General features: G+C 37.1%; 14 protein-coding genes and 1 riboswitch. Of the genes, 9 read left to right on the top strand and 5 right to left on the bottom strand.

All coding sequences use genetic code 11. The features are described 5' to 3' along the window. The 4 genes from ACPF63_RS23020 (at nucleotide 1) to ACPF63_RS23035 (ending at nucleotide 3,371) form a co-directional block, all read left to right on the top strand. On the top strand, nucleotides 1–615 hold the full coding sequence (locus ACPF63_RS23020) for a thiamine phosphate synthase (protein ID WP_426481447.1): 615 nt from the start codon (nucleotides 1–3) through the stop codon (nucleotides 613–615). Beyond that, on the top strand, nucleotides 612–1,388 hold the full coding sequence (locus tag ACPF63_RS23025; protein ID WP_426481448.1) for a thiazole synthase: 777 nt from the start codon (nucleotides 612–614) through the stop codon (nucleotides 1,386–1,388). The genes ACPF63_RS23020 and ACPF63_RS23025 overlap by 4 nt, the downstream gene beginning before the upstream one ends. A gap of 9 nt (nucleotides 1,389–1,397) precedes the next feature. Next, entirely contained in the window at nucleotides 1,398–2,516 is a 1,119-nt protein-coding gene (gene thiH, locus ACPF63_RS23030; RefSeq protein WP_426481449.1) for a 2-iminoacetate synthase ThiH, read from the top strand. A 144-nt stretch (nucleotides 2,517–2,660) separates the two neighbouring features. Further along, nucleotides 2,661–3,371, top strand: a complete 711-nt coding sequence (locus tag ACPF63_RS23035; RefSeq protein WP_426481450.1) for a HesA/MoeB/ThiF family protein — start codon at nucleotides 2,661–2,663, stop codon at nucleotides 3,369–3,371. A 185-nt stretch (nucleotides 3,372–3,556) separates the two neighbouring features. Here ACPF63_RS23035 and ACPF63_RS23040 read toward each other — a convergent pair whose 3' ends face one another. Beyond that, the gene (locus tag ACPF63_RS23040; RefSeq protein ID WP_426481451.1) at nucleotides 3,557–5,782 is read right to left on the bottom strand and encodes an outer membrane beta-barrel protein; all 2,226 of its coding nucleotides are present in this window, start codon (nucleotides 5,780–5,782) and stop codon (nucleotides 3,557–3,559) included. 119 nt (nucleotides 5,783–5,901) lie between these two features. Further along, nucleotides 5,902–5,999, top strand: a riboswitch (SAM-I-IV-variant riboswitch). A gap of 298 nt (nucleotides 6,000–6,297) precedes the next feature. Here ACPF63_RS23040 and ACPF63_RS23045 point away from each other — a divergent pair. Continuing rightward, on the top strand, nucleotides 6,298–9,042 hold the full coding sequence (locus tag ACPF63_RS23045; protein WP_426481452.1) for a TonB-dependent receptor plug domain-containing protein: 2,745 nt from the start codon (nucleotides 6,298–6,300) through the stop codon (nucleotides 9,040–9,042). Between the two features lie 113 nt (nucleotides 9,043–9,155). Here ACPF63_RS23045 and ACPF63_RS23050 read toward each other — a convergent pair whose 3' ends face one another. Further along, on the bottom strand, nucleotides 9,156–9,995 hold the full coding sequence (locus tag ACPF63_RS23050; RefSeq protein ID WP_426481453.1) for a DUF5694 domain-containing protein: 840 nt from the start codon (nucleotides 9,993–9,995) through the stop codon (nucleotides 9,156–9,158). 25 nt (nucleotides 9,996–10,020) lie between these two features. Beyond that, nucleotides 10,021–12,144, bottom strand: a complete 2,124-nt coding sequence (locus tag ACPF63_RS23055; RefSeq protein ID WP_426481454.1) for a TonB-dependent receptor domain-containing protein — start codon at nucleotides 12,142–12,144, stop codon at nucleotides 10,021–10,023. A gap of 191 nt (nucleotides 12,145–12,335) precedes the next feature. On the opposite strand from ACPF63_RS23055, the gene ACPF63_RS23060 reads away from it, so the two are divergent. Next, a complete protein-coding gene (locus ACPF63_RS23060; protein ID WP_426481455.1) occupies nucleotides 12,336–13,355 on the top strand; it encodes a sensor histidine kinase in 1,020 nt (339 codons plus the stop codon). After that, entirely contained in the window at nucleotides 13,348–14,025 is a 678-nt protein-coding gene (locus tag ACPF63_RS23065; RefSeq protein ID WP_426481456.1) for a LytR/AlgR family response regulator transcription factor, read from the top strand. The genes ACPF63_RS23060 and ACPF63_RS23065 overlap by 8 nt, the downstream gene beginning before the upstream one ends. A 161-nt stretch (nucleotides 14,026–14,186) precedes the next feature. Here the strand turns inward: ACPF63_RS23065 and ACPF63_RS23070 are convergent, their stop codons facing one another. Both ACPF63_RS23070 and ACPF63_RS23075 read right to left on the bottom strand, forming a co-directional pair. After that, the gene (locus ACPF63_RS23070; protein WP_426483240.1) at nucleotides 14,187–16,454 is read right to left on the bottom strand and encodes an aconitate hydratase; all 2,268 of its coding nucleotides are present in this window, start codon (nucleotides 16,452–16,454) and stop codon (nucleotides 14,187–14,189) included. 319 nt (nucleotides 16,455–16,773) lie between these two features. Next, nucleotides 16,774–19,557, bottom strand: coding sequence for a bifunctional aconitate hydratase 2/2-methylisocitrate dehydratase (locus ACPF63_RS23075; protein WP_426481457.1), 2,784 nt, complete (start codon nucleotides 19,555–19,557; stop codon nucleotides 16,774–16,776). 287 nt (nucleotides 19,558–19,844) lie between these two features. Here ACPF63_RS23075 and ACPF63_RS23080 point away from each other — a divergent pair, with 287 nt between their 5' ends. Both ACPF63_RS23080 and ACPF63_RS23085 read left to right on the top strand, forming a co-directional pair. Continuing rightward, on the top strand, nucleotides 19,845–20,615 hold the full coding sequence (locus ACPF63_RS23080; protein WP_426481458.1) for a WG repeat-containing protein: 771 nt from the start codon (nucleotides 19,845–19,847) through the stop codon (nucleotides 20,613–20,615). Nucleotides 20,616–20,918: 303 nt separating this feature from the next. Then, nucleotides 20,919–23,036 (top strand): TonB-dependent receptor, encoded by a 2,118-nt coding sequence (locus ACPF63_RS23085; protein ID WP_426481459.1) that lies wholly within the window; start codon nucleotides 20,919–20,921, stop codon nucleotides 23,034–23,036. The last annotated feature ends 91 nt before the right edge of the window (nucleotides 23,037–23,127 follow it).

Genomic DNA, 23,127 nt, shown 5'->3' on the forward strand with positions numbered 1-23,127 from the left:
ATGGAAAAATTACAATACATATCACAGGGAAATACAAAACAGGAACAGGAGCTTCATATCCGTAAGGCTTTAGATAATGGGATCAAATGGCTGCAGGTAAGATGGAAAAATGCTCCTGAAAATGAATTAATCAATCTTTGTGAAATTTCAAAACAGCTTTGTTCAGAATATCAGTCGGTTTGTATCATCAATGACCATGTACAGCTGGCAAAAGAAATAGATGCTGACGGAGTTCATTTAGGTTTGAATGACCGGTCTATTGAAGAAGCCAGACAGACTTTGGGAGAAAATAAAATTATTGGTGGAACTGCCAATACCCTTTCAGATGTCATCCAGAGAATTAATGAATCTTGTGATTATATAGGTTTAGGTCCATTGAGGTTTACTATAACCAAAGAAAAATTGAGTCCTGTTCTTGGATTTGAAGGGTATCAGAATATCATTGATGGATTAAGAGAGAAATCAATAGATATTCCCAAAATATTTGCCATCGGAAGTGTTACTCTTAAAGATATTTTACCCTTACAAGAAATCGGAATTTATGGTGTTTCCGTTTCAGGACTTATTACAAAGCAGCCCACCATTATTAAAGAACTAAACAAAGTAATGATATGAACAATCAGAAATTAGAAATAGCCGGAAGAACTTTTGAATCAAGACTGTTTTTAGGAACGGGAAAGTTCGGAAGTCTGAAAGATATGGTACAATCTGTCATCGCATCAGAAACGGATATGGTGACCATGGCACTGAAAAGAATTGATGCACAATCCAGTGAAGATGATCTGCTTGACTCATTAAGAGAAAACAATGTTCATCTTCTGCCTAATACCTCCGGAGCCAGAACAGCTAAAGAAGCAGTATTAGCCGCACAATTAGCCAGAGAAGCACTGGAAACAAACTGGGTAAAACTGGAAATTCATCCGGATCCGAAATATTTATTGCCGGACCCTATTGAAACATTATATGCAACCGAAGAACTTGCCAGGCTGGGATTCATTGTGATGCCTTATATTCATGCCGATCCTGTTCTATGCAAACGTCTTGAAGATGCCGGAACAGCTGTGGTAATGCCTTTGGGAGCACCTATCGGAACAAATAAAGGATTAAGAACCCAGGACTTTCTGGAAATAATTATCAGCCAGAGTAATGTTCCTGTAGTGGTAGATGCTGGAATCGGTGCGCCATCAGATGCAGCAAAGGCCATGGAAATGGGAGCAGACGCCGTTTTGGTAAATACAGCCATTGCCGTTGCAAGAAATCCGCTTAATATGGCTGTCGCTTTTAAAGAAGGTGTGATTGCCGGAAGAAGAGCTTTTGAATCAGGATTGGGAGCCATTGCCAACCATGCTGAAGCCTCAAGTCCGCTTACTTCGTTTTTGTTTGAATAAATCAGGATTATGAAAAGCTTTAAAGATATTTTTGAACGCTATCAATGGGAGGAGGTAAGGAGTAAGCTTGAAAAAGTAAACCTGTCTGATGTAAGATCCAGTCTTCAGAAAAAGAATAAAACCCTTGATGATTTCCTGAATCTTCTGTCACCAGCGGCTTCTCAGGAATTGGAACTGATGGCAGGAATGACACAGGCACTTACCCAAAAACGATTCGGAAAAACCATTCAGTTGTATGCTCCGCTCTATCTCAGTAATGAATGTCAGAATATCTGTACCTATTGTGGATTCAGTCTTGATAATAATCTGAAAAGAAAAACTCTTTCCGATACAGAACTGATGATTGAAGCATCAGTTCTGAAATCAATGGGTGTGAATCATGTACTGCTGGTAAGCGGTGAAGCCAATAAAATAGTGGGAGTTCCCTACTTTCAGAATGCTGTCCGAAAGTTAAAACCTCATTTTTCCAATATTTCCATTGAAGTTCAACCTTTAATGGAAGAAGAATATAAACTGCTTCATGAAGAAGGAGTACATTCCGTATTGGTATATCAGGAAACCTATCATCAGGATGTTTACAGAGAATATCATCCGAAAGGTAAAAAATCAAATTTCCATTTCCGTCTGGAAACTCCGGACAGAATAGGACGGGCGGGAATTCATAAAATTGGGCTAGGAGTTCTCCTTGGACTTGAAGATTGGAGAGTTGATAGTTTTTTCAACGCATTACATATCGATTATCTTCAGAAACAATATTGGAAAAGTAAGTTTTCGGTTTCATTCCCAAGACTCAGACCGGCAGAAGGAATTATTGAACCTAATTTTATTATGGAAGACAAAGATCTTCTTCAGCTCATTTGTGCCTACAGAATCTGGAATGAAGACCTTGAAATTTCCATTTCCACCAGAGAAAATGAGGTCTTTAGAAATAATATTGTATCTCTTGGAGCTACAGCCATGAGTGCAGGCTCAAAAACCAATCCCGGAGGGTATGCTGTCGATAAAGAATCTCTGGAGCAGTTTGAAACCAGTGACGAACGAAGCATGGATGAGATCAGAACCATGATTAAAAAAGCGGGCTACGATCCTGTGATGAAAGACTGGGATTCCGTTTATAGTGGATTTTAAACTTTTAAACCATTAAGAACTTTGAAGAGCTGAAACTAAATTAAGAAAAATCGAAGATTTTAAGGCCATATCTTCTTAAAGCAAAGCTCAGCTTAATTTTCCTTAAAAACTTAAAGAATCTTAATGGTTCAATTATCATAAAGTATGAAAAAAGAAGATCATTTTTCACGGTACAGCCGGCAGATATTTATAGAAGAGATAGGACTGGAAGGACAAAAGAAACTCATGGCTTCAAAAGTCCTTGTCATAGGAGCAGGAGGTTTGGGAAGTCCCATTATTCAATATCTGGCTGCTGCAGGAGTGGGAACTTTAGGTGTTGCAGATTTTGATGAGGTTGAAATTCATAATCTGAACAGACAGATCATTCATACTGAAAACAGCGTAGGGTTATCCAAAGTGAAGAGTGCTGAAACATTTGTAGAAAAGCTTAATCATCAGGTTACATTTACAGGAATTGAAGAAAAAATAAATAAAAATAACGCTGAAGACATCCTTTCTCAGTACGATGTAATTGTAGACGGGTCAGACAATTTTTCCACAAGATATCTGGTGAATGATACCTGTATAAAATTGAAAAAAACGTTGGTTTACGGAAGTATTCTGGGATTCTCAGGACAGGTTGCCGTGTTCAATCATAATGGAAGTAAAAATCTGAGAGATCTATTTCCGGAACCTCCTTCTGATGAAGATATGCCGGATTGTGACAGTCTTGGTGTATTGGGAGCTCTTCCCGGAATAATAGGAAGTATGATGGCTCTTCAGACCTTAAAAATCATCACTGATCTTCCGGTAAGTGTCGATCAGTTGACATTGGTAGACACATTGAGCTGGAGATTTCAGACGATAGATTTTTGATCTAAATATAAACACTAATATCACTAATGTTTTCACAAATAACACCATTTTAATATCAATAGGAACGGGCTTTAGCCCGTTTTACTTTTTAGAATATCATCCATAGGCTTTAGCCAAAACCTATATTCCATACAAAAAAGAGGCGGTCACCTTAGGTGCCGCCTCTTTTGTTTTATCTCAAAAAATTATTGTGCCTGCTGCATTACGCCGCCGTTATCTTCTTTTTTAGTCTGGTTCAGGATATTTGGATCCTCTTTCGCCAGTTTATTTCTTGTCGGAATTTTATAGTTAATGGAAAATCCGAAATTCCTTGTGTCATACTTGCTGCTGATCATTACCGGAGTTCCTGATGGTGGATTAGAACGTACCTGCATCATCTGCCCGTTGAAAATATCATTCGCAAAAACAGAAAGCGTCAGACGGTTGTTCATAAACTTCTTCGTCAGCGTAATATCAAGAGAGTTGTTGAATGGTTTCTCTGCCGTGAAATAGAAATATCCTGCCTTTGGAGTCAGATAGCTGTAATTGGCTGTCATTTTGATGTCTTTAGGCAGAAGAATCTGAGTCATAATATTGAAAATCCAGAATCCTTTATTATTCAGATTGTCGATTTCATGTTTCTGGTAACCAGCATATAAGTACATGAAGTTAATTTTATCAGGATTAAAATCAAACTTCATGATTTCGCTCAAAGGCTTGCTGAAAATCATAAAAGGAACCGGTAATCCCACGTTGAAGTTATGAATTTTCATATTCGAAATATTCACCTGCTCGTTGTAGAGTTTTCTTCCGTCTTTTCGGATGATCTGTGCCACCTGATTGTTTGCTGAACTTACGCTATACCCGATAAATGCATAATCAAAAGCCGAAATTTTCAATTCATAATTATCAAAAATAGTAGGTTGTAGATTCGGGTTACCATTAACTTCCGTACTTGGTCCGGAGAACGTTACGTTATTCGGGTTCAGGGCAGAAATACTTGGTAAGCTGATTTTTCTGTTGTAATTCGCAGCAATATAAACCTGATTCATCATGTTATACTGTACACTCGCGTTCGGGAAAAACTTAAATTTATTGAAAGGAATCAAATTCGCTTCCACCAGTTTTGCATCTTTATCGAAATATCTTGTTACCCCCGAAATGTCATAGTTTTCCGCACGGGAACCCAATGTGAAGTCAAACTTTTTCAGTTTAGCCTGAAACTCCAAATAGGTAGAAGCAGTTTGTCTTTGATATTCAAGATTCGTCAAGCCAAAACTTTCCGTATCATAATCCTGTTTTTCATACAATCCTCCAAAGCTTACCTTTCCACCATCAAGAAGCTTGATAGGCTGGGCATAATCTACTTTAAAGTTGGCAATATTCATTACAGATTCATTGTTCAGAATATCTTTTAAGCCACTCATTGCACTGTTAATTGGTGGATTGGGAGCTGCAGCAAATATACCATCCTGAAAATAATTGTCCTGAGAGAATTTACTGTCTGATCTTGTGTAGCCGAACTGAAAGTCCAGTTTTTGAGATTTGTCAGCAAAACGTTTCTGATACGTTACAACAGCTTCCTGTCTCAAGCTATTGGTATGGGCCACATCAGAAGATGTATAAAAAGCTTCTCTTAAATCCTTTGGATTGTTCTGAAAAGGTAAATCTCCATGACCGTTACTTAAAGTATAATTGTCATTATTATTGTGGTAAATATCGTAGTTTAATAATAATCTGTCCTGTCCTAAATCAAAAGTCAATCCTGATTTTGCAAAATACCCTCGTCCGTATCTGTCGGTATGACTTGTTAAAAGCTCATCCTGTTGGCCGTTCAGCATACTTTCACGGTAGTTTTGACCAACATTCAGCTGCCATCCGAAATATTTATTTCTGGCATTTAAATTAACGGAGTTGGTCGTTCTGCTTCTGTATTGATCATAATTCGTAAAAGAATAATTCCCGGAATAAGTAGCAGTTAAATATTTATTGGCATTTTTGTTCGTGATGATATTCATGATTGCACCTCCGGATGTAGCCGGAAATTCAGCGCCGGGTTGAGTGATTACCTCAATTCTTTCTACAGAATTGGCAGGCATTCCTTCAAGAAAGGAGTTCAATTCATTGGATGTGATGTTCAGAGGTCTTCCGTTAAGATATACTTCCAGCATTTTTCCCTGGTACATCATTCCTGCGATGTCGGTAGATACCAGTCCAGGAAGCTTTTTTATTCCTTCTAATACGTTTCCGTTGTTCAGCTGAGGTTGCTCGGAAAAGTCAAAAATAGTACGGTCTGCCTTTTGTTCAACTGCTTTTTTAGTTTTGGTGATGACTACACCTTCAATCTGCTTTTCCTGAGGTTTATTGTTTTTTTCCTGTGAAAAGACAAAAACAGAGCTTAATAAGGATAACGCGAAAATCGTTTTTTTCATAATGTTTTTACTGATATCCGGTTAGACGCTGAAAAAGATAATTTGTTACGCTAAAATGTTGAAAATCGAAATTTTAGGTTAAATATTTTTTTATTTATGAAATAATTATATCTTTGCCGGGTAATTATCAAGAATCTCTAGATGGGATAGCAACCTGCAAAAACAAGCAAGGTGCTGCAATCGATAAGCCGGATCTTCCGGAAAAAATGTTTATCATTCTATCATTATCCCCATCTTGAATTTTTGTTTTAAAGTTAAATTCAAATGTTTAAAGACAAGGGAAATCTCCTTACATCAGTTATCTTTTATTCTTCGGATCATGAAGTGAATCTTCATTATTCCCATATGTTTTCATGCCATTTCTATATGCGCATGTGTTGTTGCTTCTAGCCTTTTCTATTTCTAAAAAATAATACAAACATTTCGAACATTTATGTAACCTTAAAATTTAGGGATACGGGATTTGTATTGCTCAAAAAACAATTTTTAACAACAAAAAGTAAACAACAAACAACATGCATAATTTCAGGAAAAAAATATTTGTTCCTTCTATTGCGCTTATTTCTACATTTTATTACGCACAGACGGACACGTTACAATCTAAGAAAATAGAAGATGTAGTCATCCTTGGATCAAGAGGTTCCGGAAGATCATTGACAGATACACCTGTTCCGGTAGACATCATTAATATATCAAAAATTTTAAAACAGAGCCCGACTAATAGTATCAGCCAGGCCTTAAATTATATTGTACCCTCATTTTCATCCACTTCTCACACGGTTAACGATGGAACTGACTTTGTAGATCCTGCTCTTTTAAGAGGTTTAGGTCCGGATCAGGTTTTAGTTTTACTCAATGGAAAAAGAAGATACCAGTCTTCATTGATTAATGTTACCCTCACACCGGGAAGAGGATCTGTGGGAACCGATCTTAATGCTATTCCAGCTTTTGCTTTAGAAAAAATTGAGGTTTTAAGAGATGGAGCTTCTGCCCAATATGGTTCTGATGCCATTGCTGGAGTCGTTAACCTTGGATTGAAAAAAAGATTAGGGCTTTCCGGACAGGTGTTTTTAGGTGGATATGCTTCACCTGTTGCCAATAATTTCTCCGGAGGAGTGGATGGACAGACCATTTCTGTAGACCTTAATTATGGAGCTAAAATTGGACAGACCGGATTTTTTAACGTTACAGGTTCTGCCCAATACCGAGACCCTTATTCCAGAGCCGGAGTAAGAGAAGGAGATATCTTCAATGCCTATAATGCCATTAACTATAGAGCATTACAGGATGGAGTGAATATTGATGGGTTGTATAAAAATATTACCAATACTTCCAATACTCAGCAGATTATCAATACAATTAAACAATATGCAGGTAAGGTTGGATATTTTGCACCGGATTTTCAGTCTCAGATTTCGGGAGCAAATAGTATTTCGGACCTTCAAAAATTATTAGGTAAAGATTTTACCTCCCAGGAACTTAATTACAGAGGATTAGAGAGAAAAGATTTCAGTCTGAGAGCAGGACAGTCTAAGCTGCAATCCGGACAGCTCTTCTTTAATTCTGAGATTCCTGTTAATGAGGAATGGAAGGTTTACTCATTTGGAGGTTACAGCTACCGCCTTGGAAATGCCGGAGGATTTTACAGACTTCCTAATACTGAAAGAAACATCAATGCAGTGACTCCCAACGGATATCTTCCTCAGATTGAAGCAACCGTAAATGATTATTCTCTCGCTGCAGGAGTCAAAGGGAAATGGAATGGCTGGAATGTGGACTTCAGTAATACATTCGGGAAAAACGTCTTCAGTTTTGGGGTGGTAAATACCTTTAATGCATCACTTACAGACAGTTCTCCAAGAACTTTTGATGCCGGAGGCTCTGAGTTTTCACAAAATACCGTCAATCTTGACTTTTCCAAAAAATATGATGTCCTGAAAGGATTGAACATTGCATTTGGAGGTGAATACAGACACGAAAACTATAAAGTAAATGTTGGAAAAGAAAATTCTTATGCTTCTTATGATATTTATGGACGTGTGGTAACCGCTAAAACCCCTGAAAATGAAAAAGCAACCGATTTCTTCGGAAATACAAGACCGGCCGGAGCTCAGGTTTTCCCAGGGTTTAGTCCGGAAAATGCAGTCTCCGGAAACAGAAACAGTATTGCGGCTTATGCAGATGCAGAGCTGGAGGTTACTGACGGATGGCTGCTGGAAGGAGCTTTACGATATGAGAATTATTCAGACTTCGGATCTACATTCAATTATAAGCTGGCAACCAATGTAAAGCTGGCTCCCAATCTAAACTGGAGAGGTGCTGTTTCTACGGGGTTTAGAGCACCATCTTTAGCACAAATCTATTATAGTTCTACTTCTACACTGATTCAACAGGGAAAAACTACACAGGTAGGTACTTTCAGAAACAATTCTGAAGCAGCACAGGCATTGGGTATTCCAAAATTGAAACAGGAAACCTCACAATCCTACAGCACAGGAATTACATGGAAGATTCCGTCATTAAGCCTGACTTTCACAGCAGATGCTTATTTAATAAAGATTAAGGACAGAGTAGTATTGACAGATCTTTTCTTCCGCCCTAATGGTAATTTTACCCCAGGTTCGGATCAGGCAGTTCTTCAGGACGCTTTTGATCTTGCAAGGGCAAGTGCTGCCAATTTTTTTGCCAATGCGGTGGACTCTCAGACGAAAGGGCTGGATATTACCATTTCTCAGAATTCAAAAATCTCATCAGGGATTTCTTTGGAGAATAACTTCGGCCTTAATCTTAATCAGACCAAAAGAATCGGAGATATCCATGCGTCACCTAAATTAGTAAGCCAGATTGATAATTATTTCTCAGAACCGAACAGAGTATATTTTGAAGAAGCTGTACCACGTGTAAAAGCTACCTTATCCAATACGTTAAGAGTTTCCGGATTTACTTTCCTGCTGCGTAATTCTTTCTTCGGTAAAGTGACGGATGCCGATGTTTTAGATGCTAATTTTGACGGAGTAACAGGAAGTACAGAGCACTTCGTACTTAATAATCGTTTGATAACTGATTTATCTGTAGGATATGATTTTAATAAAAATATTTCAGCAACTATCGGGAGCAATAATATATTGAATATACTGCCTTCTAAAAGCCCGAATATAAATTCATTAACAGCTGATAACCAGTTTGTATATTCAAGACAGGTTTCTCAGTATGGTATTGGTGGAAGGTTCTTATTTGCAAGAATTGAATTCAGATTCTAATAAATAAAGCTTAGAAAATTTAATAAAAAAACAGAGATATCTTCTCTGTTTTTTTATATTCTATTACACCATAAAGAATGAATTATCTATTAGGGTGATTATTCTAATTTTATTTATTTCAGTGAAGAAAATTCAATAAAATCATATTCGGCGGAAGAAGAGAAAAGCTGTCTTAGTACTGCTGCATGGCCATTTCCGGCTATCACAAGAATTCGGTCTTCGCTATTATGAGGAATTTTTTGAATATTGCGGAACATTCTCAGATTCCTGCTGTACCAATACGAGGCAAGCATATCAGCACCATCGTGTTCTCTTAGCTTAAAATCTCCGCTTAAATAAGCACCATATCCGTATTGATGACTTTCTTTTGAATTCATGTAGGTAAATGTGTCTAAAAGCGATTTGAAATTCTTAGGTTCAGAACTCTTGAAGAAGCTGATAAACTGTTGGGAAATTGCATCATCACTTTTAAAATCATAATCTTTGCAGAGGTTATTAAAAAATGTAGAATCTGTTTTCCCAAATTTTGTCTGGAGATCATTCCAGATAGATTCTGCATCTATACTGAACAGTTCTTTGATTTTGAGTTCATTGGCGATTCGCATAGCAAGCTGATAGCGTTCGTCCCTTTCTTCTCTGTGTTTTCCCTCACCATACTCCTTCAGTTTTTGGTTTGCATTCCAGTTTGGCCAGGCTTCAATAGCAATCTTAGTAGGTTTAAATTTCTTGATATATTCTACAAGTTCAGTAACTTCCTTTGCCGTTTTAGGTGAAAGAACATCTATCTGATCTCCCTTATTGGTTGTATGAGCATCAAGATTAGGATAGTCAAAGTGGAAAGACCCTACAACAAGGACTTTGGTTTTTGGATTTTTGAAATAGCCCAAAGGCTTCTTTTGAGCAAAAAAGAATGTGGGAATGCATAGTAGAAGAATATAAATGAAGGTTTTCATAGGTTTATTTTTTTTTGTTATTAAATTATTGAGCACGGTTTTTCTCTTCAAAATCCACCACTCTTTTATTAGATTTTACTTTCTGATTTCCAAAATTGTAAGTGATGCTGAGTGCCAGTCTTCTGGCATCCCAATAGTTGTTGAATGACTGTGTATTATCTGTGAAATACATATCTGCCTTAAAACCAGACTGCCTGAAAATATCACTCACCGAAAGGTTGACCTGAAGAGCCTTTTCCGCAAAACTCATCTTTACTCCTGCATCAATGCTTGCTCTGTTTTTTGCTGCAATATATCCGTCACGTGAAGGCAGATTCTGCCAGTAGTTGACAAACAGCATGAATGTTTTCGCCTTATTCAGCTGAAAAGTATTGTTGAGGGAATAATAAAATGACTGTCCGTTTTTAGGAACCAGATTGAATCTTGTAATCTGGGTCTCATTATAACTGAATGAAGTTGAGATATTACTTTCCCAGATTTTGAAAAACGTATCTGTGTAATTGAAATTGATCCCGTATACGTTCTGATTATAATAATTTTCATAGGTACTGGTAAGGTCAATGCCGTTCAGGAATGAAATCTGGTCAAAATTATTCGTAGTTCTCTGGTAGTAAAGATTCGCAGAAAATTTACTTTTAAAAATATAATTGAACTCAATATTATGATTAAAAGAGGGCTGCAGACTTGGATTTCCGGCATAATATGTATTAGGATTGGAATACCATCGGAACGGATCTAAAGCCCGGAAATAAGGACGGTTGATTCTTCGGGAATAATTAATGCTGAACTGATTATTTTCATTGGCTTTATAAGATAAATAAGCTGTCGGGAAAAACTTTCCGTAATTATTCTCAGATTTTGACTGTGTAGTAAGGGAGAAACCGCTGGTTTGTGAATATTCATAACGGAGTCCTGCCTTTACAGACCATTTTTCACCAAAATCTTTACTGGCACTGATATAAGCTGCATAATTCTTTTCGTTATAATCAAAAAGATTGCTCTTCGCAGGATCTGTGATATAATTTCCATTGATGAAATTAAAATATCCAATATCCGAATTATTGGAAAACTGGCTGTATTTCGTACCGGTTTCTAACTGAATTTTTTTGAAATTTAAAGTTAAGTCAGCCTGTCCGGAATAGATCTTATAATCTACCGAAGAAAGATTTCTCACGACCTGTGTTGCGTTGCTGGTGACATTTCTTGTTGTAAAATTAACTTCCGTATCAGGTAAATTTCCATAATAATTGGCTCCGAAACTTAGCTTATGCTCTCCAAATTTCTGGTCAAAATACAGATTAAGCATTTGGGTTGTAAAAGGAGAACGATGCTTTGAATCCGTCTCTGTTTGTAAAGTAGGCGTACCATCTGTAAAGTAACTTTGTGTTGAAGTGATATCCATATTCGTATGCCCCTTTGTAATATCGTATACCAATCCGATATTGGAATTTTTAGAAAGTGAATAATCAAAATTGGCATTCAGACCGAGCCCGTCATTCATATCCCTTCTGTCATCCTTGCTGACAGAAGAACTTTGGCCAATAATATTATATTTTTCTACTGATCTTTTATCTCCGTCATAGCCCATTACTTTTACGGAGGCTTTTATTTTTTCATTCTGATAATTCACTCCTGCCACACTGCTGAAGCCGGCATATGTTTTTTGAGTATAACTGGTCGTCAGATAACCGTTCCATCCAAGATTCTGATTCTTTTTAAGGACAATATTAATGATTCCGCTATTTCCCTGTGCTTCATATTTGGCGGGTGGAGTGGTGATCACTTCTATTTTCAATATATTTTCAGAGCGAAGATTTCTCAGATAATTAATCAGTTCAGATCCGGAAAGATTCAGCATCCTGTCATTCACCATCACAGAAACTCCGTTTTTTCCGGTAATAGAAAGAAGACCTTTATTTTCATCCACCTGTAATAAAGGAGTGCCGGCTAAGACCTCGGTTCCCGAACTTCCCTGTGAAAGCATAGAATTCTGAACATTATAAACCAGGCGGTCCACTTTACGCTCTACCAGAATTTTTTTGCCATTCATCGTTACTGCCTCAATTTTATTGACGTTAGCAGTGTCTTTTGTTTGTGCTGTTGTAAAAGAACAAGCAAGGGCGGTTATAAATAAAAGGTGCTTTTTCATAGGTTAGTAATGACAGATTAAATGATGTTTATGTTGAATTTCTCGAACAAAAGTATAGGAAGAGCCTTCCATTGGAAATAGCATTTAGATGAAGCCTGAGATTATACATGTCAAAATAGTTTCGTCGGAAAAAAACAGGTTTTTATCGAAAAGGGTTGATGAATTGCGGGAGTATAGATTTATATTTGAATATGAATAAAAAGCAAATTATCTGGCTTCAGATTTTTTATTGGAGTTTCAATTTTATAGGAAACAACATTACACCCTATTTCTTTTTTCCTGAGCGGAGAGGATTTGAATCGTATGTGCTGAACTTTACTTATTTTATTACAGAAATCTCTACTTTTTATCTTTTGTATCTGGTTATTATTCCGAAAGTATTAAATCTGGAGAAACTTTATTCTGCCGTTTTAGTTTTTTTGATCTCTATTTTAAGCTTTGGTGTAATTCGGTATGGAATAGAAGAAGTGCTGCTTCCTATTACCCTTGGATTCAGAAATTATAATAAAGATACCGGACTTTTATATTATTTGACGGATAATATCTACAATGCATCATTGACTGTTTTCATTGCAGGAATCCTGTGGATCCTAGAGAAATATGGTGTTGCCGAAAGTGACAAAAAGCAGCTTTTGATTGAAAAAAAACAGGCAGAACTTCAGGCGTTGAAAACCCAGATCAATCCTCATTTTATTTTTAATTCATTGAATAATATCTATTCTCTCGTATATCAAAAATCAGATAAAGCACTTCCTGCCATTGAAGAACTTGGCCAATTGTTGAGATACAGTACAAAAGATCTAGAAAAAGACTCGATTTCTCTGGATAAGGAAATTGGATATATTGACAGTTTAATTGCATTGGAAAAGCTTAGAATCAGAAATCCTGAACTGTTGAATATAGAAAAAGATATTCAGCATCCACAACTTAAAATTTCACCGATGCTGTTGGTTCCTTTTGTAGAGAATGCTTTCAAACATGGTGATTTTCGTGATAAAGGTTTTGAAATGAAAATCTCTGATCATGATAAGATTCTGCATTTTTATCTTTTAAATTTTAAAACACAGAAAATGAAAGATACCGTGTCTGGAATAGGTATTCAGAATGTGAAAAAAAGACTGGAAATCCTTTATCCTAAACATCAGCTTGAGATCAAAAATTCAGAAACGGAATTTATTGTAGATTTAAAAATTGATTTACGGCATGAATAAGATAAAATGTATTATCGTTGATGATGAGCCGCTGGCAATCTCTCTGCTGGAGCATTATGTAGAGAAAATTCCTTTTCTTGAACTGGTTTTTTCTACAGAGAATCCGATTCTGGCTTTAGAATATCTGCAGAAAAACGATTCGGATCTCATCTTTCTGGATATTCAGATGCCGGAGCTTACGGGAATCAATTTTATGAAGATTGTTGGACCTGGTCAAAAGTATATTCTGACTACAGCGTATTCGGAATATGCGTTGGAAGGATATGAACATAACGTTGTGGATTATCTTCTGAAGCCTATCTCCTTTGAAAGGTTTCAAAAGAGTGTATTAAAAGCTCAGGAGCGGTTTTCTTTTCCACAGGAAGAAAGCACCCATTTCTTTGTGAAATCCTCCGGACAAAGGCATCGTATCGGCTTTCATGAGATTTTGTACGTAGAAAGTATCAAGGACTACGTCAATATCCGGACAGAAAATGATGAGTTTATTGTTCTGGATACTCTTAAATCAATGGAAAGTCAGCTTTCTGAAAAATTTGTGCGGATTCATAAATCTTTCATTGTCAATTTGGATAAAATCAAAAGTATTGGGGCAAAAAAAGTTGTTCTTCCTGAGTTTGAAATTCCTATCGGGGAAAGCTATAGAACAAATCTTCTGGATAGATTAAAGTAAGAAAATTGTAAGTTTTGGCTAAAGCCAGATGTATTTTATAATTTTAAAAGCGGACTAAAGTCCGCTCCTATTGAATTTATTAGCAGGAATTTTTGGTATGAAAATAAAAAAGACGACTTCAATTGAAGCCGCCTTTATATTAATTAATCTAACAATTAATTTTATTTTTCCTGTTGTTTGATCAGGTTCAGTGCAGAACCCGCTTTAAACCACTCAATCTGCTGATTGTTGTAAGTGTGGTTTGCCATGATGATATCTTTAGTTCCGTCAGCATGAACGAATTCTAAAGTCAGCTGTTTTCCTGGAGCAAACTGGTCAAGATCTAAGAAGTTAACTGTATCATCTTCCTTGATTTTATCATAATCAGCTTCATTAGCGAAAGTGATTCCAAGCATACCTTGTTTTTTAAGGTTGGTTTCATGGATTCTCGCGAATGATTTTACCAATACAGCTTTCACACCAAGGTGTCTAGGCTCCATGGCAGCATGCTCTCTTGAAGAACCTTCACCGTAGTTCTGGTCTCCTACAACGATTGTTGGAACGCCTGCCGCTTTGTATGCTCTCTGTACAGCCGGAACTTCACCGTATTCACCGGTTAATTCATTTTTAACTTTATTGGTTTCCATGTTGTAAGCATTTACAGCTCCGATCAACATGTTGTTTGAGATATTATCTAAGTGACCTCTGTACTTCAACCATGGTCCGGCCATAGAAATGTGGTCAGTGGTACATTTTCCGAAAGCTTTGATCAATACCTTAGCTCCTTCAATGTTTTTACCATCCCAAGCCGGGAATGCTTCTAATAACTGAAGCCTGTCTGAAGTAGGACTTACATTCACAACAACACTGGAACCATCTTCAGATGGAGCCTGATATCCATTATCATCTACCGCAAATCCTTTTGAAGGAAGTTCATAGCCTTTAGGTTCGTCAAGTTTTACCTGCTCACCTGCTTCGTTAGTTAAAGTATCTGTAATCGGGTTAAAATCTAGTCTGCCTGAGATCGCAACTGCAGCTACCATTTCAGGAGAAGCTACAAATGCATGGGTATTTGGGTTACCATCAGCTCTTTTGGCGAAGTTTCTGTTGAAAGAGTGAATAATAGAGTTTTTCTCTCCTTTTTCAGCACCTTCTCTGTCCCATTGTCCAATACATGGTCCACAAGCATTGGTAAAGATTCTTGCGTTTTCAAATTTTCTGAAAGAATCTAAGAATCCGTCTCTTTCTGCTGTGAATTTTACCTGTTCAGAACCAGGGTTGATTCCTAAGATGGCTTTAGGTTTTACACCTTTTGATACGGCATCTTCTACAATGGAAGCAGCTCTTGATAAATCTTCATAAGAAGAGTTGGTACAAGAACCGATAAGTGCCCATTCAACTTCCAAAGGCCATCCGTTAGCTTCAGCTTTAGCTCTGAATTCTGCAACCGGAGTCGCCAGATCCGGAGTGAAAGGTCCGTTTAAGTGAGGCGTCAGTTCAGAAAGGTTGATTTCTATTAACTGGTCGAAATATTGTTCAGGGTTTGCATAAACTTCTGCATCACCTGTTAAATGCTCAGCAATTTTATCCGCAGCATCCACTACATCCTGTCTTCCGGTAGCAGCAAGATATCTTCTCATAGAATTATCGTATCCGAAAGTAGAAGTTGTAGCCCCAATTTCAGCACCCATGTTACAGATTGTACCTTTACCTGTTGCGGAAAGGGATTCTGCCCCTTCACCGAAATATTCTACGATGCATCCGGTTCCTCCTTTTACGGTAAGGATTCCTGCTACTTTCAGGATAACATCTTTTGCAGAAGTCCATCCGCTCATTTTACCGGTTAATTTTACCCCGATAAGTTTAGGCATTTTAAGTTCCCAGGCCATTCCTGCCATTACGTCTACCGCATCAGCACCGCCAACACCTATTGCTACCATTCCCAGTCCTCCTGCATTTACAGTGTGTGAATCTGTACCAATCATCATCCCTCCAGGGAAGGCATAATTTTCCAGTACAACCTGGTGAATGATACCTGCTCCCGGTTTCCAGAATCCGATTCCGTATTTATCACATACAGAACTTAGAAAGTTGAATACCTCAGAGTTTTTGTTGATTCCTTCCTGTAAATCTTTATCAGCTCCTACTTTTGCCTGTATCAGGTGATCCGCGTGAGCTGTGGAAGGAACGGCAACTTTAGTTTTTCCTGCCTGCATGAACTGTAAAAGTGCCATCTGTGCAGTGGCATCCTGCATTGCTACTCTGTCTGGAGCGAAGTCTACATAAGAGTTTCCTCTTTCATAAGCCTGTGTAGCATTTCCTTCCCAAAGGTGGGTGTAAAGGATTTTTTCTGAAAGGGTAAGAGGTTTTCCTACGGTTTGTCTTGCTGCAGCAATTCTTTCCGGGTAACGCTCGTACACCTTTTTGATCATATCAATATCAAAAGTCATATCGTATTTTAGTTTTGTTCTTTTTCCGTTTAATGTTTCCTTTTCTACTGTCTGAAAAAGAAAAATCACTTTTTTATATATCAAAAAACGTTCCTATAATCCATAAACAGGGTTGTTTTTGATTCCAAAATCAATAGATTTTATAACTTTCAATTTAAGAAAAAATAGAATCTATTTTCCGGATTTTATCGAAAAAAAAACGTAACTATCTTAAAATAGAAACGTTCTAAACAAAAAATTGGAAGATTTTAAATCCCAAAGGACCAAAATCTTCCAATTATATAATTTTCAATAGTCTTACGACGTATGTGTAAATCTCTTAGTGAGCGCTTGTACTTGTTAATTCTTTAATAGAAGGTACAAAAGTGGTAAGGTCAATACCCTCAACGGCAGCTTTGTATTCATCAATATTAGGAATTCTTCCAATGATCGCAGAAAGAACTACAACCGGAGTTGAAGCAAGTAAAGATTCACCTTTTTTACGTTCAGAATCTTCAACTACTCTTCCCTGGAAAAGACGTGTAGAAGTTGCTAATACTGTATCTCCTTTAGCTGCTTTTTCCTGGTTACCCATACAAAGGTTACATCCGGGACGCTCAAGGTACATTACGTTTTTATATTCAACACGAGCTTCTCCTTTTGGAGCATTATCATCAAATTCAAAAGCTGAATATTTTTCCAGTAATTCCCAGTCTCCTTCTGCCTTTAATTCATCAATGATGTTGTAAGTAGGTGCTGCTACTACAAGAGGAGCATTAAACTCTACCTTTCCTTGTTGTTTTTCAATGTTTCTAAGCATTTGAGAAACAATCTTAAGGTCGCCTTTGTGAACCATACAAGATCCTACGAAACCAAGGTCTACTTTTTTCTCACCTCTATAATAAGAAAGGTCTCTGATGGTATCGTGAGTATATCTCTTAGATACATCGTCGTTGTTTACATCCGGGTCAGCAATCATAGGTTCTACAATTACATCAAGATCTACAACTACTTCAGCATAATATTTAGCATTTGCATCCGGAGTCAAAGCAGGTTTTTCTCCTGATCTGATCTCTGCAATTCTCTTGTTTGCTTTGTCAATTAGTCCCTGAAGAACTTTATTATGGTTATCCATACCTTTATTAATCATGATCTGGATTCTGCCTTTTGCAATTTCCAGTGATTCAATTAAAGTATTATCTTCAGAAATGTTGATAGAAGCTTTTGCCTTCATCTCAGCAGTCCAGTCTGTAAAGGTAAATGCCTGGTCAGCAGGAAGTGTACCAATATGAACCTCAATGATTCTACCCTGGAATACGTTTTCTCCTCCAAACTGCTTCAACATCTGAGCCTGTGTTGCATGAACCACATCACGGAAATCCATGTGTTCTTTCATGTTTCCTTTGAACGTTACTTTCACAGATTCAGGGATTGGCATAGATGCTTCACCTGTAGCTAATGCAAGAGCAACTGTTCCTGAGTCAGCTCCGAAAGCCACCCCTTTAGACATTCTTGTGTGAGAGTCACCACCAATGATGATGGCCCACTCATCTACAGTGATGTCGTTAAGAACCTTGTGGATTACGTCAGTCATTGCATGATATTCACCTTTCGGGTCGCGGGCTGTAATAAGACCGAACTCATTCATGAATTTCATCAGTTTCGGAATATTAGCCTGAGCTTTTTTATCCCAAACAGAAGCCGTATGACATCCTGACTGGTATGCACCATCAACGATTGGGGAAATCACTGTTGCAGCCATAGATTCAAGTTCCTGAGAAGTCATAAGACCTGTTGTATCCTGAGATCCAACGATATTCACTTCTACACGAACATCTGAACCTGCGTGTAACACTTTTCCTGGAGTAGTTCCAACAGCATTTCTGTTGAATATTTTCTCTACAGCCGTAAGTCCTTGCCCTTCGTGAGAAATTTCTTTTGATGGAGCAAAAACAGCAGGTGCTTCAATTCCTAAAAGCTGAGCTGCAAATGTCTGTAGTTTTTTACCAAATACGATAGCGTAAGATCCACCCGCTTTGATGAATTCCATTTTTTGCGGAGTGAAAGATTTAGTAAGGTCGATAAGTTCTTTATCGCCGTTATATAATTTCTTTTCTTTTGTATTAATCGTTAAAACAGTTCCTGTTGCTACTGAATAAGCTTCTTCAAGAACGATGTCGCCATTTTCGTTACGAATTGGGTTTCCGTTTTCATCAACTTTCTTTACCCAGTTTTTAAGGTCAACACCAATACCCCCGGTAACGTCTACTGTTGTAAGGAAGATCGGAGAAATACCGTTTGTTCCTCCTACAATTGGAGCAATGTTTACGAATGGTACATATGGGCTGGCTTGTTTACCTGTCCAAAGAGCAACGTTATTCACTCCAGACATTCTTGATGAACCTACACCCATTGTTCCTTTTTCAGCGATAAGCATAACGCTTGCATCAGGATGTTGTGCCTGTAAAGCTTTAATTTCTTCCTGAGCCTCAGGAGTGATCATACATTTACCATGAAGTTCACGGTCTGATCTTGAGTGGGCCTGGTTACCCGGAGAAAGTAAATCTGTAGAGATATCTCCTTCACCGGCAATAAATGTTACTATTTTGATTTCTTCAGCAACTTCCGGCAGTTTTGTAAAGAATTCAGCTTTTGCATAGCTTTCAAGAATTTCTTTTGCGATTTCGTTACCGCTGTTGAATGCTTCCTTCAGACGGGTTGTGTCTGCTTCATAAAGGAAAACCTGTGTTTTAAGAACAGCTGCAGCTTCTTTAGCGATAGCCGGATCGTTACCTAAAGCAAGGTCCAGCAGCACTTCAATAGAAGGTCCGCCTTTCATATGAGATAATAATTCAAAGGCAAATGCCGGGGAAATTTCTTCTACTATGGATTCACCCAGAATAATTTCTTTTAAAAATTTAGCTTTCACTCCCGCCGCACTTGTCGTTCCGGGTAGCGTGTTGTAAATGAAAAATTTAAGAGAATCCGATCGGTCAGCATTACCTGAATCTTTAATCTGTGTAATGATTTCGCTTAGTAATTCAGCACCATCAATAGGCTTTGGATGAAGCCCTTGGGTTTTTCTTTCTTCAATCTCTTTGATGTAATCCTTATAAATATTCATAATAGAAGGTCTTTCAACATTAAAGGTAGGCCTGCTTCTTCTTTACCGGTCTGTACAAATACAGTTAATGACATTTTGAGTTCTCGCATTTTGATGCAACATTAACCGAATAAAGTCAGCATAATCTACACTTTCTTAAAAGTTTTTTAAAATTATCAAACAATTCAAAATGTTCCCAAAATTACGAATTTTTAATATTTTATAGAAACGAAATTATTTAGATTCTTTATAAATATGAATTTTATAATATCTATTTTTGGTCATATTTTTGTAGACATATGGTGAATATGAAAAATATCCTAAATGTTTTATGCATTTTTACTTCAGTTTTCGTTTTTTCACAGACTAAATCTGTGAAGAAAATACCGGTGAAGCAAGGCGTGAAAACAGCGGTTAAGAAAGGGGCTGCAGCTAAAAAGCCTAATCCTGATTTAGTAATAATCAATAAAGATCTTCCGGTTTTGATTCCTAAGAAGAAAGGTGATCATTTTGGGTATGTTAACCAGAAAGGGAAATTTATTATTCAGCCGGAATATCATATTGCTGTATTTTTTTACGAAGACTGCAACCTTCTGAATTCTCCTAATGAAAAAGTTAGAAAATTCGGAACAAAAGAATATGCTACAGTAGAAAAAGATATGATTTCTTACCGGGTAGATCAGTCTGGGAAGAGAGTATACCAGTTCAAAGAAGCCGATTTTGGAAAATGTATATTTGAAGAATATAAACAGCAGCTATTTCAGGCTTATACTCTGAATGGTTTTTACGGCATTATTGAAAAATCAAAATTTGTGAATGCTGCAGATTACAGGCAGTTTCAGATCTATCCTCAATATCAGTATCTGTACATTATGGAAGGTGATGATGTGGCTAATCCCATGATTGTTGCTTCCAATAATGATAAATTTGGAGTGATTGACGTTAACAATAAGATCATTATTCCTTTTGAATATGCCAATATCAAAAGAAACTTTAGCTGGAAACTGGGGAAGATGTTTGAAGTCACGAAAGATGGAAAAAGCTACTATTATGTTGATGCGGACAATAAAACCTATTAGAAAATTATAAATGATGAATGATGAATGATGAATGGTTCATTCAATAACTCCTATTTTCCGTGATGTTTTTATTATCTCATAACCCAATATCCCGCAACCCGTAACCCGGATTTTACATTCTCTTTTATCTCATATATTTTTTGTAATTTTGCGGCTGAAATAAAGGGGTGCTTTAACAGGCTGAGATTATACCCAATGAACCTGGAACAGGTAATGCTGTTTAGGGATGCGTCTTCATCAGGCGCTTATTGTATAATATCTTATCGATCCCCTTTTATTCATTAAATGTCAAAGATTTATAGAATGAAAGGATTATTTTTTTTAGGGCTTAGTGTAGGCTCTGTAGCCTTTATCCAGGCTCAGAATAAGGATTCTCTGAAAATCAGAGAAATTGAAGCCGTCAACTTTACCAAAAGGCTGCCGGTAGCAAAGGAAATCATCAACGTACAGAAAGATTTAGACGGTAAAAATTTAGGACAGGATCTTCCTATTCTTTTAAAAAATCAAACCTCCATTATTTCTACCTCAGATGCAGGAAATGGAGTAGGATATACCGGTTTTAGAATTCGTGGAGTTTCAGGAAGCGGCATTAATGTAATGATGAATGGTGTTCCGTACAACGATTCTGAAAGCCAGGGGACTTTTTTTGTGAATGTTCCGGATTTAACAAGTTCTGCGTCTCAGATTGTTATTCAAAGAGGAGTGGGAACTTCCAATAATGGTGTTTCTGCTTTTGGCGCAAGTATCAATGTGATTTCTAAAGATCCTGAAGAAAAGTTTTATTTTAAAACAGATGACAGCTACGGCTCATTCAATACCTATAAATATTCGGCTGAAGTAGGTTCCGGTAAGTTCTGGAAAAACCGTCTTTCCATAATGGGAAGATATACACATATTCATTCTGACGGATATATCGACAGAGCTTCATCAAACTTACATTCTTATAATTTCACTGCTTTATTTGAAGAAGGAAACACAAAGCTGCGTTTAATGGCTTTCGGCGGAAAAGAGAAAACCTACCAGGCATGGAACGGGATTGACCGTAAAACATGGGAAACCGATCCTAAATTCAATGTTTCAGGTGCTATTTATGATGCCAATTGGGAGAATATTGTAAGTTTCTATGACAACGAAACAGACAATTATAGACAGAACCACTATCAGTTGCTTTGGGAACAAAAATTCAGTGACCGATGGAATCTTGAAACTACTTTTCACTATACCAAAGGAAAAGGATATTACGAAAACTACAAGCAGGGAGATCCTTTTTCCAGATACAATTTACCTGATTTGACTGAAGGAGGGCAAACTATAAAATATTCAGACTTTATTAGAAAAAAATGGCTGAATAATGATTTTTATGGAGTTGTTTCAACGCTTTACGGAAAGTTTGAAAACTTAGATCTGAATGTTGGTGTTGTTGCCAATCAGTATTACGGAAGACACTATGGAAATGTTACCGGAGTATTTTTTCCTCAGATTGATGAAAGTGAGTATTACAGAAGCCGCTCAATAAAGAATGAAGTATCCGGTTTTGCAAAAGCCTTGTTCAGAGTAGATAATTTTGAATTTTTTGGTGATTTACAGCTTAGAAAAATCAATTATAATACTAAAGTCCTGATGGCTGGTGATGGTGAAGGTGCAGATTTAAGTAAGAACTGGCTGTTTTTTAATCCAAAAGCCGGTGTAAATTACAGAATTGAAGGTGGTAAAGTATTCCTGTCATACGCTCATGCACACCGGGAACCGAACAGAGATGACTTGATGGCGAATAACGATGTGAAAGCAGAAAAACTTCACGACATTGAAGCTGGTTTTGAAAAACAGTTCGGGATTGTATCCTTTACTGCGAATCTCTATTATATGTACTATGTGAATCAATTGGTATTAAATGGTGTACTTAATAATGTAGGAGCATTCATCAGAACCAATTCCGGGAAAAGCTACAGAAGAGGTGTGGAGCTTGGTGCTTTGGCAAAATTATCCAAACAGTGGGAGGTTTCAGGAAACGTAACCTTAAGCCAGAGCAGAAACCAGGATTTTAATATTCAAAATGGAGATGTTCCTAAAAGCCTTGGAAATACACAGATTTCATTCTCTCCAAATGTAATTGCCAATGTAGGTCTGAAATTCAACCCTACAAAGAATTTTCAGTTTGCTTTAATGAATCAGTATGTCGGGAAACAATATCTGGACAATACGGAAGATGCAAATCTGCAGCTTAAAGATTATTTCCTGACAGATTTCAACGCTCAGTATCAGTTTAAAATTGCCAATAATGAAATTGCATTAAAACTGTTGGTGAATAACCTGTTCAATAAAAAATATGTGAACAACGGATCTGTGTATGAAGGACAGCCGTATTATTTTTCACAGGCAGGAACGAATTTCATGTTTGGAGTGAGCTGGAAGATTCAATAATGAGAAGGTCGGAAAGTAAATAAGTGAATTTGTAAATCTGCCCTTTTACATGTTTCATTATAACTGTTAAGCTTAAAAAAAGAAGTTTAAA

The organism is Chryseobacterium sp. R2ACT005 (assembly GCF_049949215.1).
In the GTDB taxonomy this organism is placed as follows: domain Bacteria; phylum Bacteroidota; class Bacteroidia; order Flavobacteriales; family Weeksellaceae; genus Chryseobacterium.